This window comes from Nocardia asteroides, from assembly GCF_900637185.1.
GTDB classification, from domain to species: domain Bacteria; phylum Actinomycetota; class Actinomycetes; order Mycobacteriales; family Mycobacteriaceae; genus Nocardia; species Nocardia asteroides.
In genome coordinates, this window is sequence record NZ_LR134352.1 from 2,886,045 (window position 1) to 2,900,218 (window position 14,174).

General features: G+C 71.5%; 17 protein-coding genes. 7 read left to right on the forward strand and 10 right to left on the reverse strand.

Features of this window, described 5'->3' with window-relative positions; genetic code table 11:
- Position 1: 1 nt before the first annotated feature.
- From EL493_RS13555 to EL493_RS13565, 3 genes are all read right to left on the reverse strand, one after another.
- Complete coding sequence (locus EL493_RS13555; protein ID WP_019046153.1) at positions 2–631, reverse strand: nucleotidyltransferase domain-containing protein; 630 nt, start codon at positions 629–631, stop codon at positions 2–4.
- 81 nt (positions 632–712) lie between these two features.
- On the reverse strand, positions 713–2,263 hold the full coding sequence (locus EL493_RS13560) for a bifunctional phosphatase PAP2/diacylglycerol kinase family protein (protein ID WP_051719613.1): 1,551 nt from the start codon (positions 2,261–2,263) through the stop codon (positions 713–715).
- A 109-nt stretch (positions 2,264–2,372) separates the two neighbouring features.
- Complete coding sequence (locus EL493_RS13565; RefSeq protein ID WP_019046155.1) at positions 2,373–2,579, reverse strand: hypothetical protein; 207 nt, start codon at positions 2,577–2,579, stop codon at positions 2,373–2,375.
- Positions 2,580–2,689: 110 nt separating this feature from the next.
- Here EL493_RS13565 and gcvT point away from each other — a divergent pair, with 110 nt between their 5' ends.
- Both gcvT and EL493_RS13575 read left to right on the forward strand, forming a co-directional pair.
- Positions 2,690–3,790 carry a glycine cleavage system aminomethyltransferase GcvT gene (gcvT, locus tag EL493_RS13570; RefSeq protein WP_019046156.1) on the forward strand — a complete coding sequence of 367 codons (1,101 nt, stop codon included), beginning with the start codon at positions 2,690–2,692 and terminating at the stop codon, positions 3,788–3,790.
- 27 nt (positions 3,791–3,817) lie between these two features.
- The gene (locus EL493_RS13575; RefSeq protein WP_019046157.1) at positions 3,818–4,915 is read left to right on the forward strand and encodes a branched-chain amino acid aminotransferase; all 1,098 of its coding nucleotides are present in this window, start codon (positions 3,818–3,820) and stop codon (positions 4,913–4,915) included.
- A gap of 56 nt (positions 4,916–4,971) precedes the next feature.
- Here EL493_RS13575 and EL493_RS13580 read toward each other — a convergent pair whose 3' ends face one another.
- From EL493_RS13580 to EL493_RS13595, 5 genes are all read right to left on the reverse strand, one after another.
- Positions 4,972–5,685, reverse strand: a complete 714-nt coding sequence (locus EL493_RS13580) for an MBL fold metallo-hydrolase (RefSeq protein ID WP_030204014.1) — start codon at positions 5,683–5,685, stop codon at positions 4,972–4,974.
- A 132-nt stretch (positions 5,686–5,817) separates the two neighbouring features.
- Positions 5,818–6,567 (reverse strand): adenosylcobinamide-GDP ribazoletransferase, encoded by a 750-nt coding sequence (locus tag EL493_RS13585; protein ID WP_019046159.1) that lies wholly within the window; start codon positions 6,565–6,567, stop codon positions 5,818–5,820.
- Between the two features lie 271 nt (positions 6,568–6,838).
- Positions 6,839–7,951 (reverse strand): nicotinate-nucleotide--dimethylbenzimidazole phosphoribosyltransferase, encoded by a 1,113-nt coding sequence (gene cobT, locus EL493_RS13590; protein WP_051719614.1) that lies wholly within the window; start codon positions 7,949–7,951, stop codon positions 6,839–6,841.
- A 39-nt stretch (positions 7,952–7,990) separates the two neighbouring features.
- Entirely contained in the window at positions 7,991–8,515 is a 525-nt protein-coding gene (locus tag EL493_RS33060) for a bifunctional adenosylcobinamide kinase/adenosylcobinamide-phosphate guanylyltransferase (protein ID WP_019046161.1), read from the reverse strand.
- 19 nt (positions 8,516–8,534) lie between these two features.
- Positions 8,535–9,503, reverse strand: coding sequence for an alpha/beta hydrolase (locus EL493_RS13595; RefSeq protein ID WP_022566018.1), 969 nt, complete (start codon positions 9,501–9,503; stop codon positions 8,535–8,537).
- A 173-nt stretch (positions 9,504–9,676) separates the two neighbouring features.
- Between EL493_RS13595 and EL493_RS13600 the strand changes: the two genes are divergently transcribed.
- Together EL493_RS13600 and EL493_RS13605 are read left to right on the forward strand one after the other, a co-directional pair.
- A complete protein-coding gene (locus EL493_RS13600; protein ID WP_022566017.1) occupies positions 9,677–10,108 on the forward strand; it encodes a MarR family winged helix-turn-helix transcriptional regulator in 432 nt (143 codons plus the stop codon).
- Between the two features lie 2 nt (positions 10,109–10,110).
- A complete protein-coding gene (locus EL493_RS13605) occupies positions 10,111–10,542 on the forward strand; it encodes a hypothetical protein (RefSeq protein ID WP_019046164.1) in 432 nt (143 codons plus the stop codon).
- Here EL493_RS13605 and EL493_RS13610 read toward each other — a convergent pair.
- Positions 10,502–11,497 (reverse strand): helix-turn-helix domain-containing protein, encoded by a 996-nt coding sequence (locus EL493_RS13610; RefSeq protein WP_019046165.1) that lies wholly within the window; start codon positions 11,495–11,497, stop codon positions 10,502–10,504. The two genes, EL493_RS13605 and EL493_RS13610, sit on opposite strands and share 41 nt — an antisense overlap.
- A gap of 86 nt (positions 11,498–11,583) precedes the next feature.
- Between EL493_RS13610 and EL493_RS32315 the strand changes: the two genes are divergently transcribed.
- A complete protein-coding gene (locus EL493_RS32315; protein WP_019046166.1) occupies positions 11,584–11,751 on the forward strand; it encodes a hypothetical protein in 168 nt (55 codons plus the stop codon).
- Between the two features lie 55 nt (positions 11,752–11,806).
- On the opposite strand, the gene EL493_RS13620 is transcribed toward EL493_RS32315, so the two are convergent.
- Positions 11,807–12,406, reverse strand: a complete 600-nt coding sequence (locus EL493_RS13620) for a DUF3043 domain-containing protein (RefSeq protein ID WP_232017321.1) — start codon at positions 12,404–12,406, stop codon at positions 11,807–11,809.
- 314 nt (positions 12,407–12,720) lie between these two features.
- On the opposite strand from EL493_RS13620, the gene EL493_RS13625 reads away from it, so the two are divergent.
- Both EL493_RS13625 and EL493_RS13630 read left to right on the forward strand, forming a co-directional pair.
- Positions 12,721–13,077, forward strand: coding sequence for a HesB/IscA family protein (locus EL493_RS13625; protein WP_019046168.1), 357 nt, complete (start codon positions 12,721–12,723; stop codon positions 13,075–13,077).
- 144 nt (positions 13,078–13,221) lie between these two features.
- Entirely contained in the window at positions 13,222–14,148 is a 927-nt protein-coding gene (locus tag EL493_RS13630; RefSeq protein WP_407938941.1) for a carbohydrate kinase family protein, read from the forward strand.
- Positions 14,149–14,174 lie beyond the last annotated feature (26 nt).

Genomic DNA, 14,174 nt, shown 5'->3' on the forward strand with positions numbered 1-14,174 from the left:
GTCAGACCGAGGTGGTGCTCAGCCACGGGTGCTCGGGGTGGACGCGGGACAGCCACTCGGACAGGCGGGTTCGCTGGGTTTCGGTCAGGAGGGGGAGGGCGCGGCGGAAGTCGGCGTCGTCCTTGGGGCGGGTGGCCTTGGCCTTGAACAGCAGCACCACCTCCGGGACGACGTAGGGGATGCCGGTGGGGGTGGTGCGGACGAGCTCGCGGTAGGGGAGGGTGATGGTGGGGTCGCGGCGGCAGATCCAGGTGTCGCCGTCGTGCGGTTCGCGGAACACGTCGAGGTGGAAGGCGCCGGTGAACGGGTCACGCAACCAGGTCTGATGCAGCTCGGGGTCGTGCGCCGCGGTGGCGTAGGGGCGCAGGTGGCCGTCGCCGACGACATCCCATTCGTATTCGGGGAACGCCTCGGCGATCTCCGGGAAAGCCGCACGGGGGACACAGATCTCGATGTCGTCGTGGGCGCGGGAGATGCCACCGGCGAACAGATCGATCGCCCAGCCGCCCGCGACCGCCCAGGGGGCGGTGCAGGTTTCGAGGCGGGCGGCCACCACGCTCGGGGTCCACGGATCCCAGCGGCGGTCGGCTTCGGCGGCGGTGATCGGACGGGCGGCGTCCGGCGAGCTCATCACTCCATCATTCCCAGCGGCCGGGCGCGCGCAAGGCGTTGTGGCCGATGGTGATCGAGGTGAGACGGGTTCGTGAGGAACTCAGCGGCGCCGGTCGGTGAGCCAGGCCAGCGGCCGCCGGTGATGCGGGCGGGCGCGGTTCTCCCAGCGCGGGTTGTCCTCGTCGCGGCGGTAGGCCACCACCCGGCCCGCGACCTCGAAGCGCACATCCCGTGCGGTGCCGATGACTTCACCGTCGGCGGCCACCCCGGCCGGGGTGTGCAGCGCCACCGTCAGCTCGTGGGTCTGGCGCTCGCCGTAGACGCGGCTGTGCCCGATCGCGGCCAGCATCAGCGCGATGACGGCGCGGGTGCGGGAGAACCGCACGTCGGCGCGCAGCCAGCGCACGTCGAGCAGGCCCTCGTCGAGCCGGGAGCGGAACGCGGGGACCGCGCCGTGCGGGTGGTACGGGCCGTTGCCGATGAACAGGAACCACAGGTCGTGCCAGCGGTCGTCGAGCCGGATGCGGATCGGTTCGGCCCGGCGCAGGGTGACGATCAGCGCGGCGGCGAAGGCGGGCCACTTGCCCCACCGGTCCTCCCACTGCTCACGCAGCCGGACCAGCTCGGGGTAGGCGCCGATGCTCGCGGTGTTGATCAGGTAGTGCGTGCGCGGGCTGTCGGGGTTCGCGATCTCCACCGCGGCGATGTCGACCTCGACGGCCTCGCCCGCTCCGGTCGCGTCGACGACCTCGCGCAGGTCGTAGACGCCCAGATCGCGGGCGAAGTGGTTGAGCGTACCCGCCGGGACCACGACCAGCGGCAGGCTGTGACGCAGCGCGACGGCGGCGGCCGCGGCGATGGTGCCGTCGCCACCGGCGGCGCCCACCGCGACGATCGACGGGTCCAGCGCCGCCTCGAGCAGTTCGGCGGCGTCGCGGCCGGGCTCGGTGTGCAGCAGGGTGGCCGCGGGCAGCGCCTCGGCGATGTCGGGCGTCGGGTCGTAGGCGCTGTCGCCGGAGCGTGGATTGATCAGCAGCAGCAGGCCTTTGCCGTCGACCAGGACGGGCGCGTCCCGCACGACGTGCGCTTCGGCCTCGTCGGATTCCCGGATCGGCCACCAGCGCCGGGTGGCCAGCGCGACCCCGGTGCCGACGGCGGCGCCGACCATGACGTCGGAGGCCCAGTGCGCGCCGGTGTGGATCCGCGAATAGGCCACCGCGGCGGCCACCGGCGCGACCGCCAGCGCGGTGCGCGGGCTCTCCAGGGCGACGGCGGTGGCGAAGGCCGCGGCGTTGGCGCTGTGCCCGGACGGGAACGACGAGGACACCGGCTTGTCGACGAGCCTGCGGCCGTGCGGCATCAGCTCGGCGGGCGGACGGCGACGCGGGATGAGCGACTTGAGCACCAGGTTCACCAGGAAGCTCGACCCGCCCAGCGCGATCACCCCGCGCAGCGCGGCCCGGCGCGGCGGACCCGGCCGCACCGCCAGCGCGGCGGCGGTGGCCAGCCACAGCCCGCCCGTATTGGCCGATTTCGTCAGTGCCAGCATGCCGCGATCGGCCGCCGACTCGGGGATCCGGGACACCGCGCGACTCAGGGCGCCGTCCACGCGGCTGACCCTGCGGAATCGACGGCCGGGCAACTCACTCACCTCACAGACACTACAGCCGTTGCCCGTCACCAGCTTTGGCCGTGGACACCGGCGCCCCGCACCCCTCGATCGCACGGGCGTCGCTGTCCACGGCCCGACGGGCCCCGGGTCACTGCACCGGGATGGTGGGCGGATCGCAGTCGGCGGTGGGCGGGGTGCCCGACAGGGACTGGAGCAGACAGCCGAGGTTGATCTGGCCGCCCGAGCCGGAGGGGCCGAGGGCGTCGCTGCCGGTGTCGGCGTGCGCGGCGGGGCCGCCGACGATCATGGCCGCGGCGACGAGGAGCAGGCCGACGGCCGGTTTACGTGTGTTCATGGCCCCAGATCCTGGCACCGGCGCGGCGCGCGCGGGGGACCCCAATTCTCGGGGCCGAGACGGGATCGGAGGTTCGCGCGGCACGCGCGCGGCCCGATAAGCTCTCGCCCATGACCGACAACGCGCTGCTCGAGGGCCCCATCCACGCTGTCCACGTCGAACTCGGTGCCACCTTCGCGCCGTTCGGTGGCTGGGAGATGCCCGTGCAGTACGCCGGCACCGTCGGCGAGCACACCGCGGTGCGGACCACCGTCGGGCTCTTCGACGTGAGTCATCTCGGCAAGGCGACCGTCGCCGGTCCCGGCGCGGCGGCGTTCGTGAACTCCGCGCTCACCAACGACCTGGCGCGGATCCGTCCCGGCAAGGCCCAGTACACGCTGTGCTGCGCGCCCGACGGCGGCGTCATCGACGACCTGATCGCCTACTACGTCACCGACGACGAGATCTTCCTCGTCCCCAACGCCGCCAACACCGCGGCCGTCGTGGCCGAGCTGAGCAAGGTCGCGCCCGCCGGCATCACCGTCACCGACCAGCATCGCGACTACGCGGTGTTCGCCGTGCAGGGCCCGAAGTCGACCGAGGTGCTGTCCGCGCTCGGCCTGCCCACCGACATGGAGTACATGGCCTACGCCGACGCCGACTGGAACGGTCACCCGGTGCGGGTCTGCCGCACCGGCTACACCGGCGAGCACGGCTACGAGCTGCTGCCGCGCTGGGCCGACGCCGAACCGGTGTTCCGCGCGCTGGCCGAGCAGGTGCGCGCGCTGGGCGGCCAGCCGGCCGGCCTGGGCGCCCGCGACACCCTGCGCACCGAGATGGGCTACCCGTTGCACGGGCACGAACTGTCCCTCGACATCACCCCCAACCAGGCCCGCACCGGCTGGGCGGTCGGCTGGAAGAAGCCCGAGTTCTGGGGCAAGGCGGCACTGGAGCAGGAGAAGGCCGACGGTCCGCGCCGCACCCTGATGGGCCTGCGGGCCCTCGATCGCGGCGTGCTGCGCCAGGGCCAGACCGTGCTGCGCGACGGCGAGCCGGTGGGCGAGACCACCTCGGGCACGTTCTCGCCCTCGCTCAAGGCCGGCATCGCGCTGGCGCTGCTCGACACCACCGCGAAGCTGGAACCCGGCGACGAGGTGGAGGTCGACGTGCGCGGGCGCAGGCTGCGCTGCGCGGTGGTCAAGCCGCCGTTCGTCGACACCAAAACGAAGTAGTCCCGCGCAAATGGATAGGATCGCATCATGACAGTCGCTGCACAGTTCACTCGTATTCCGCATCCGGCGCCCCGGTCGGCGCAGCAGCGGGAAGAGGTACTGGCGGCCCCCGGTTTCGGGCGGTTCTTCACCGACCACATGGTGTCGATCGACTACGCCGACGGCGTGTGGGGCAACGCGCGCGTCGAGCCCTACGGTCCGCTCTCGATGGACCCGGCCACCATGGTGTTCCACTACGGCCAGGCGATCTTCGAGGGACTCAAGGCCTACCGGCAGCCCGACGGCAGCATCGCCACCTTCCGCATCGACGCCAACGCCGCGCGGTTCCGCCGGTCGGCGGCCCGGATGGCGATGGCCGAGCTGCCCGAGGAGCTGTTCGTCGAGTCCGTGCGTCAGCTGCTCGAGGTGGACGCCGACTGGGTGCCCGCGGCGGGCGGCGAGGAGTCGCTGTACCTGCGGCCGTTCATGTTCTCCACCGAGGCGGGCCTGGGCGTGAAGCCCGCGGCGGCCTACAAGTACCTGCTGCTGGCCTCGCCCGCCGGCGCGTACTTCCCGCGTGGCGTGAAGCCGGTGCGGGTGTGGCTGTCCACCGAGTACGTGCGCGCCGCGCCCGGCGGCACCGGTGAGGCCAAGGTGGCGGGCAACTACGCGGCGTCGTTGCTGGCCCAGGCCCAGGCCACCGAGAAGGGCTGTGACCAGGTGGTCTGGCTCGACGCCTGCGAGCGCCGCTACGTCGAGGAGATGGGCACCAACAACCTGTTCTTCGTCTACGGCACCGGTTCCGAAGCCCGGCTGGTGACGCCGGAGCTGTCCGGTTCGCTGCTGCCCGGCATCACCCGCGACTCGCTGCTCACTCTGGCCGCCGACTCCGGCTACCCGGTCGAGGAGCGCAAGGTTTCGGTCGAGGAGTGGCGCAAGGGCGCCGAATCCGGCGAGATCAGCGAGGTTTTCGCGTGCGGTACCGCCGCCGTGATCACCCCGGTGGGCTGGGTGCGTTCGACCGAGGGCGAGTTCAGCATCGGTGGCGGTGAGCCCGGCGAGGTCACCATGGCCCTGCGCGACACGCTCACCGGCATCCAGCGCGGCACCTTCGCCGACACCCACGGGTGGATGCGCGAGGCGTAGCCGCCGCGAGGACAGATGCGGAGCGGGTCCCGGCCGGGGCCCGCTCCGCTGGTCTGTCAGCCCGGCATCAGCGCCTGCCACTGCTGCAGCGTCTGCGGGCGCAGGACGTAGTTGTTGTCGCGCACCGACGAGAGCTCGGCGCTGGGCTGTTCGGAGTACCAGTGGCCGGGGTAGACGACCGGGTTGCCGTCGAGGGCGGCCAGGTGCCGGAGGCTGCGGAACATCTCGTCGGAGTCGCCGCCGGGGAAGTCGGTGCGGCCGCAGCCGTCGACGAACAGGGTGTCGCCGGAGATGAGGCGGCCGTCGAACAGGAAGCACTGGCTGCCCGGGGTGTGACCGGGGGTGTGCAGGAGCTCGATCTCGAGCGCCCCGACCTTGACGGTGTCGCCGTTGTCGTGGCCGGTCAGCTCGCTGGGCGCGATCCCGGTGGTCTGGGCCACCCAGTCCAGTTCGTGCTTGTTCACATGCACCGCGACGCTGGTCTTCTCCAGCAGTTCGCGCACGCCGCCGAGGGTGAAGCCGAGCATGGTGCCGCCGACATGGTCGGGATGGTGGTGGGTGGCGAGCACCCCGGTGACGGTCATCCCGTCGGCCGCGGCGACATCGACCAGGTCGGAAGCCTGGTAGGCGGGGTCGACCACGACGGTCTCACCGGTCTCCCGGTCGCCGATCAGATACGCGAAATTGCGCATCTGCGTCGCGATCGGATCGCCGACGGCGTAATCCCGGCCGGACAGCAGCTGGCGGAAGTAGAGGCGCTCGGATGACATGTCCTCCACTGTATTGCCACCGGTGTGCTGGGGAAGCACCCGAGTACCGATGAGCGGACTGTCTGTGGGACCACACAACGGGGACGGCCGCGAGATTGTGACCAGTGCAGGTTTCACTTCCCCGGGGTGGGATCAGGCGCCGAGTGAGAAGCCAACGGCCGCAAGTGAAACCGTGATCTCCACCGCGGCGCCGAGCACATCGCCGGAGAGCCCGCCGAAGCGGCGCACGCAGTGCCGCACGATCGTCGCGGCCAGCGCGAGCACGATCAGCACGACGAGCGGGCCCAGCCAGAGGTTGCCCGGCACCGCAAAGACCGCCGCCGTCACCGCCGCGAGCGCCCACCCCAGGATCGGCCCGACCGGCTGGGTACCGGCCACCAGCGTGCCGAAACCCGATCCAGGCGCGGCATCGATGCCGCGACGGCAGGCGAGCACGACCGCCACCCGGCCCAGCGCGACGGCGAGCACGATCGCGAACCATCGATCGCCCTCGGCCAGCGCCGCGAACGCGACAGCCTGCACCGCGACGGCGAAGATCAGCGCGGCCACCCCGAACGGGCCGACGTCCCCGGACTTCATGATCTCGCGCGCCCGCTCCGGCGGGCCGTAGCTGCCCAGCCCGTCGGCGGTGTCGGCGAGGCCGTCCAGGTGCATGCCGCGCGTCAGCAAGGCCAGCAGGCCGACGGCGAGCAGACCCGCCAGCAGCGCGGTGAGTCCCGCCGCGGTCGACAGCGCCATCGCGCCCGCGGCCAGACCCCCGAGCAGCAGGCCGACCGCCGGAGCCAATGCGATCGCGTACCCGGCCGCACGCCGATCGACTGTGGTCGGTCCGGCGATCGGGAGCACGGTGAGCCAGGAGACCGCCAACCGCACGCTGTTCACGCCCGGCCCCGATCGGCGGCCGCGGGCATCGGACCGGTGACGCTTCGCGTACGTGCACCAGCGACCTGGTATCGCCGGGCCGGTAGTCCGGCGCGCGGCGATCGACTGTGGTCGGTCCGGCGATCGGGAGCACGGTGAGCCAGGAGACCGCCAACCGCACGCTGTTCACGCCCGGCCCCGAACGACGGTCGCGGGCATCGGCCCGGAGATCCGGTGCGCGGCGTCGGGTGGTCGTGGCCGGCTCGGGTCGGTGCGGCGATCGGGGAGAGTGTCACTTCGCCAGGTCGACGGTGCCGGGCTCGTCGGCGGTGCTCACGCCCGCGTCGGCGAAGGTCGACATCTCCGCGAGGGCGGCGACGGCGGCGCGCAGGATGGGCAGGGCGGTGAGGGCGCCCGAGCCCTCGCCGAGGCGCATGTCCAGATCGACGAGCGGTTCCAGGCGCAGGTGCCGCAGGGCCAGGGTGTGGGCCGGTTCGGTGGAGCGGTGCCCGGGGATCCACCAGTCCTTGGCGCCCGCGGCGAGGTCCTCGGCGACCAGCGCGGCGGCGGTGACGACGACGCCGTCGAGCACCACGGGGGTGCGCCGGATCGCGGCCTGCGCCAGGAAACCGGTCATGGCGGCGAAGTCGGCGCCCGCGGCGACCCGCAGCAGGTCGACCGGATCCGAGGCGACCGGGCGGGCGCGGCGCATGCCGTCGCGGATGGCGGCGACCTTGCGGATCCAGCCGGCGTCGTCCACGCCGGTGCCGCGGCCGACGGCGGCGACCGGCTCGGTCCCGGTGAGGGTGGCGATCAGTACGGTCGCCGGGGTGGTGTTGCCGATGCCCATGTCACCGGCGATCAGCAGGTCAGCGCCGCCGTCGATCTCCTCGTCGGCGATGGCGCGGCCCGCGGCCAGCGCGGCGGTGACCTCGTCCGTGGTGAGGGCGTCCTCGCGGTCGATCGCGCCGCTGCCGCGGCGCACCTTGTGCCCGGCGACCGACGGATCGGTGTCGCCGGCGACGGAGATGTCGGCGACCCGCACGGTCGCGCCCGCCACCGCGGCCAGCGCGTTCACCGCCGCGCCGCCCGCCAGGAAATTGGCCACCATCTGCCCGGTGACCTCGCTCGGATACGCCGAGACGCCGTGCGCGGCCACGCCGTGGTCACCGGCGAACACCACGACCCGGGCCCGCTCGAACTGCTTGGGCGGGCACACACCCTGGCAGGCGGCGATCCAGTTGCCGAGGAGCTCGAGCCGGCCCAGCGACCCGGCCGGCTTGGTGAGCTGCGTCTGACGCTGCTCGGCCGCCGCGCGCACCTGCGCGTCCGGGGCCGTCACCGGGGCGAATCCGTGAGTCACTAGCAAGCCTTTCGACAGTGGTGCCGGGTGTCCGACGCTCATCTTGCCCGGATCACGGCGCCGCGCACAGACCGGCCCGGCTCATTTCAGCCGGACCGGCAGCCCCGCCACGATCAGGAACGCCTCGTCGCATGCCCGGGCGAGCCGCTGGTTGAGGGTGCCGATCTCGTCGCGGAACAATCTGCCCGAGCGTGTCGCTGGGATGACACCCATGCCGACCTCGGGCGAGACGATCACCAGCCGCTGCCGGTAGGCCGCGACGGCCGCGACCAGCGCGTCGCAGTCCGGGACGACCGTGCCGCGCGGCGCGTCCCAGGCGGCGCGGGCGTCCAGCCGCGCGGTCAGCCAGGTGCCGATGTCGTCGAGCAGGGTGGCGGGTGCGGGAGTGGCGAGAACGGTTGCGGGCTCGCTGTTCTCGACGGTGGACCAGTGCGCCGGGCGCCGCTCGCGGTGCAGAGCTATCCGGTCGGCGAAGTCGGAGTCGGCGGGGTCGACGAGCGCGGTCGCCAGATAGCGCACGGCGGACGCCCCGGCGAGCAGGTCCTCGGCGAAGGCGGACTTACCGGAGCGGGCGCCGCCGAGGACGAGGGTGCGGATGGCCTGCATCCCAGCACGGTAGCAACGCTCAGGCGCCCAGCGCGTCCAGGATCATCGGCCGCGCGGTGGCCAGCGCCCGCTGCCAGTACGGCCAGGTGTGGGTGCCGGGCAGGATGTCGACGCGCGCGGAGACACCCAGCGCGGTGACCCGGTCGCGGAAACCGGTCGCCGCAACGGCGCTCAGCGCCTCGAGGCCCATGGCGTTGACGGTGTTGCCCGCGCCGTTGGGCAGGTCGAGCGGGCCGGGGACGCCGTTGCCGGTGGTGAGGAACAGCGGCAGGCCGCGCAGCCGTTCGGCCTGGACGGTGGCGTCGTTGCGCGCCCAGGCGGGATCGCCCGCGGGGCCCCACATGTCGTCGACGTTGAACATGCCCTCGTCGAGCATGGCGGCGCGCATGGCCTCGCGCCACATCGGGTAGGTCGGGTTCACGAAACCGGAGAACGAGCCGGCGAAGCGGAACTGGTCGCGGTGGTGGGCGGCGAGGGTGAGCGCGGCATTGCCGCCCATGGAGGCGCCCACGATCGCGTTGTTCGTGCGCGAGACGCCGTAGCCGGCCAGGAAGTCGGGCAGCTCCCGGGTGAGGAAGGTCTCCCACTTGTACGTCGTGGCTTGCCGATTGGTGCTGCTGGGCCGGTACCAGTCGGTGTAGAAGCTGGAGTGGCCGCCCACCGGGAACACCAATGTCACGTCTTCTCCGGCGAATTGGCGCAGCGCGTCGGTGTCGGTGGTCCACTGGCTGTGGTCGGCCGGCGCCCGCAATCCGTCGAGCAGATACAGCGCCGAGCTCCCGCCGCGCGCGGCCCACTGCACCTGCACCGGGATCGGCCCCATGCTCGACGGCACGAGCAGCGTCTCGAAACCGCCTGCGGGAGTGCGTGTTACCGACGGCGCGGCCCCCGCGGTCGCGGACCACCCGGCCGTCACGGCGAGCACCGCCGCCCCCGCGACCGCGAGCACCTTCCGCAGCCGACCGACATTTCCCCGCGCGACACTCATCACCATGTCAGCTGACCAGCGCCCGCCGGAACGGGTCAAGAAGATTCCGACTCCCGACAGTTGAGCAGGTGGAGAACTGTGCTGTTCACCAATTGATTTCAGGCGTCGAGCCTAAATAGATGGCTTGCCATGTATTGTCGAAGGGGAACGGTCGAAGGGGAACGGAGGTGGACATGGCATCGCTGGAACGCGGTACCTCGCTCGGATACGTGGTGAATCACCTGGCGCGGCTCATGGAGCAGGCGCTACGCGACCGCATCGCCCCGCACGGCGTGGTGCCGGGGCAGTTCGCGCAACTGCTCGCGCTCTACGAAGAGGACGGTGTCACCCAGCAGCAGCTCTGCGCGAAGGTGCGCATCGACCAGTCGACCATGGCGCACACCCTCAAGCGGATGGAGCGCGACGGGCTCGTGCGGCGCACCCCCGACCCCGCCGACGGCAGGCGCGCGCTGATCCATCTCACCGAGCGGGCCCGGCGCCTGCGCCCGGAGCTGCACGCCGCCGCGCGCGAGGTGAACGACCTGGCCACCGCCGGTTTCCCGGCCGAGGACGGCGAGGCGTTCCTGGGCCTGCTCCGCCATGCGATCCACAATCTGGAGGGGTAGTCGTGCTCGCTCGTGTCCACCCGGTCGCCGCGACGGTCGGCCTGCTCACCATCCTCATCTTCTGGACCTGCACCGTGCTGGTCGAACTGTTCGGGTCCGAAGCGGCCGTGCGTGCGGTGAAACTGGCGATCCCGTGGGGGCTGCCGGTGCTGGTGCTCGCGCTCGCCGTCACCGGGGCCACCGGGTTCCGGCTGGCCGGTGGGTGGGACGACCCGGTCGTCCTCGCGAAGAAGCGGCGGATGCCGGTCATCGCGGCCAACGGGCTGCTCGTGCTGATCCCGTCGGCGGTCACGCTCGCGGTGCTGGCCTCCGCGCACCGCTTCGGCGTCGCGTTCTACCTCGTCCAGGCGCTGGAGCTGGTCGCGGGCGCGGTCAATATCGGGCTGATGACGCTCAACGCGCGGGACGGCCGTCGGCTGCGCCGTCGCGGGTAGGGGCGCCGAAGCGGCGGCGGTACTCGGTGGGTGCGATGCCGACCTGGCGCTGGAAATGGTGGCGCAGCAGCGCGCCGGAGCCGAAACCGGACTGGTCGGCAATGCGTTCCAGCGGCATGTCCGTCGCCTCGAGCAGGTGCTTGGCGAACAGGACGCGCTGGGTGGTCAGCCATTTCACCGGCGTGGTCCCGGTCTCGGCGGCGAAACGGCGCGCGAAGGTGCGGGTGGACATGCTCGAGCGTGCGGCCAGCTCGTCGACGGTGTGCGGGTGGGCCAGGTTCTCGGTGAGCCAGCTCAGCGTCGTCGACAGGCCCTCGGAGCGGCATTCGGGGACCGGCTGCTCGATGAACTGCCGCTGCCCGCCGTCGCGCTGGGGTGGCACCACCATGCGCCGGGCGATGCCGTTGGCCGCCGCGCTGCCGATCTCGCGGCGCACCAGGTGCAGGCAGGCGTCGATGCCTGCCGCGGTGCCCGCGCTGGTGATCAGATCGCCCTCGTCGACGAACAGCACGTCGGGGTCGACGGTGGCGGCCGGGTACTGGGCGGCCAGGATGTCGACGTAGCGCCAGTGCGTCGTGCACTTGCGGCCGTCGAGCAGCCCCGCCTCGCCCGCCAGGAACGCGCCCGAGCAGACGGTCAGCACGATCGCGCCCGCGTCGGACGCGGCGCGCACCGCCGCCACCACCCGGTCGTCGTAGCTGTGGCCCAGGGTGAACGGGAACGCCGGAATCGCCACGAGATCGGCGTGCACCAGCTCGTCGAGGCCGTACTCGGGGGTCACCGAGACGCCGGGCGTGGTGGAGCGCAGCGGCTTGCCCGGGGTGGCGCCGCAGACCCGGAAGTCGAAGCCCGGCAGCCCGTCCGCGGTCCGGTCGAGCCCGAAAACCTCACAGACGACGCCGAATTCGAACATGGCGAGCTTGTCGTTGAGGACGACCGCGACCTTGGACAGCATGCGTCCATGCTATCTGGCCGAATTTTTACGCACAATGACAGAACAGCCACTTTCGGCTGAAAACTGGCGGGCGCAAAATTTCTGCCATGATTACTTTCCTGATCGTCCTCGCCGCCATCGTCGGACTCGCCGTCCTCGTCGGCCGCGGCACCGCGGGCTCCACCGGCATCGTCGACCGCGACGCCCAGCGCGTCGACGCCGAACTCGCCGCCATCGCCGGCTACGCGAACAACATCCGGCCCGGCCACCACTGAAACCACGAATGCCGCCCCACCCGGCGGGTGGAACGGCATTCGGGAGTGCGGAAGGTCAGACGGCGTCGCCGGGGCCGACCCGCGGCTTGGGGGCGCGCATCTTGCGGATCTGCGAGGCGCGCACGAAGGCGTACCAGCCCAGCTTGAAACCGGTGTCGGTGGTGTCGGGGAACCGCTCGAGCACCCGGTTGTTCACGATCCGGCCCAGCACGAAGCCCTCGATGATCATGAAGATCATCATCACCAGCATCGCCAGCGTGACGATGGTCTGCAGACCCGGCGCCACGAACATCGACATGATCAGCACCAGTGCCATCGGCATGAACAGGCCCACCAGGTTGCGGCGGGCGTCGACCAGGTCGCGCACGTAGCCGCGGACCGGGCCCTGATCGCGGGGCAGCAGGTACTTGTCCTCACCGGCCAGCATCCGGGCGCGGCGGTCCTGCACGGCGGCGCGACGGTCGGCCGCGGCGGCCTTGCGGTCCTCCTTGGAGCCCTTGGTGGCCTTGCGGCGGGCGCGGGCCTCCTTGGCGGTCATCGGGGCCGGGGCCACCGGGCCGCGCCGTTTGCCTTCGGCATCACGCCGTTTCGGGGTCGGGCGCCCCTTGCCGGGGGTGGTGGAGGCGGGTGCGGAGGCCTGATCGGCGTCCGGCACCGAGGGGTCGACGGACTCGTCGATGGTGCTGGACTCGTCGCGACGGAACAATTTCACGTTCACCAGGCTATTCGATGACGCCGACGAGGGTGAAATGCGGTCCGGTCAGCGGTGTGGCCGGTCTCATCGGCCCCGGTGTGCGAGCTGGATCACGTCGTGCGCGCGCGTACTGTGGGGGGAACCACCCAGGGCGAGTCCACCTCGCGTGGCGCGGGTGGCAAAATAGGAATAGCAGCCGCCGCGATGGTGTTGAAATCAGTCGTGCGCTGTGCACCTGAGGTCCGTTCCGCGGGCCGGCCGACTTAGGAGTGTCCATGACTGTGCAGAACGAGACCGCCACCGAGACCCACGGTGCGACGCTGACCGACGCTGCCGCCGCCAAGGCGAAGGCGCTGCTCGACCAGGAAGGTCGCGACGACCTCGCCCTGCGGATCGCCGTACAGCCGGGCGGTTGTGCCGGTCTGCGCTACCAGCTGTTCTTCGACGACCGCATCCTCGACGGTGACATCGTCGTCGAGTTCTCCGGCGTGAAGCTCGCCGTCGACCGCATGAGCGCCCCCTACATCCAGGGTGCCTCGATCGACTTCGTCGACACCATCGAGAAGCAGGGCTTCACCATCGACAACCCGAACGCCACCGGCTCCTGCGCCTGCGGCGACTCGTTCAACTGAGGTCGAACCACGCGGGGTAGCGGCTTGCTACCGTTGAAGTCCGGGATCTGACGATCCCGGACTTCTTGCTTTCCGCGCCTAGTGTCGAAGGGGCCTCGCCTCGTGTCTGTTGCTGTGTCCGCGTCCATCGCCACCGACCATCTCATGCGTTTTCCCGGCAAGTTCGCCGATGTGCTGCTCGCCGATCAGCTCGATCATGTGTCCCTGAGTTTCCTCGTCGACGATCTGCAGATCCGTCGCGGCGGCGTCGCGGGCAACATCGCCTACGCGATGGGCCTGCTCAAGCAACGTCCGCTGCTGGTGGGCGCGGTGGGCGCCGACTTCGCCGAATACCGGCAGTGGCTCGAGACCAACGGTGTCGACTGCTCGGCCGTGCACGTCTCGGACAAGGCGCACACCGCCCGGTTCGTCTGCACCACCGACGAGGCGATGGCCCAGATCGCCTCGTTCTACCCGGGCGCCATGAGCGAGGCCCGCGACATCGATATCGCCGCGATCGCCGGCGCGCACGAGGTCGACCTGGTGCTGGTGGGCGCCAACGACCCCGAGGCGATGGTGGCCCACACCCGCCAGGCCAAGGCTCAGGGCATCGCCTACGCCGCCGACCCGTCCCAGCAGCTGGCCCGCCTCGACGGCGAGCAGGCGGCGGAACTGGTCGACGGTGCCGCCTACCTGTTCACCAACAAGTACGAGTGGGCGCTGCTGCAGCAGAAGACCGGGCTGAGCGAAGCGGAGATCACCGCCAAGGTCGGCATCCGGGTCACCACCCTCGGTTCCGACGGCGTGCTGGTGGTCGACGCCGACGGCACCGAGGTGCGCGTGGGCGTGGTGCCGGAGGTGGCCAAGGTCGACCCGACCGGCGTCGGCGACGGCTTCCGCGCCGGCTTCCTCACCGCCCACCGCGCCGGCCTGAGCTTGGAGCGCGCCGCCCAGCTCGGCTCCCTGATCGCCGTGCTGATCCTGGAGACCACCGGCACCCAGGAGTGGACCCTCAACAAGGACGAGGCCGTCGAGCGCCTCACCAAGGCCTACGGCTCCGACGCCGCCGACGAACTGTCCGCGCTGCTGTAACCGCGAAAACCGAACGCCCCCTCGAT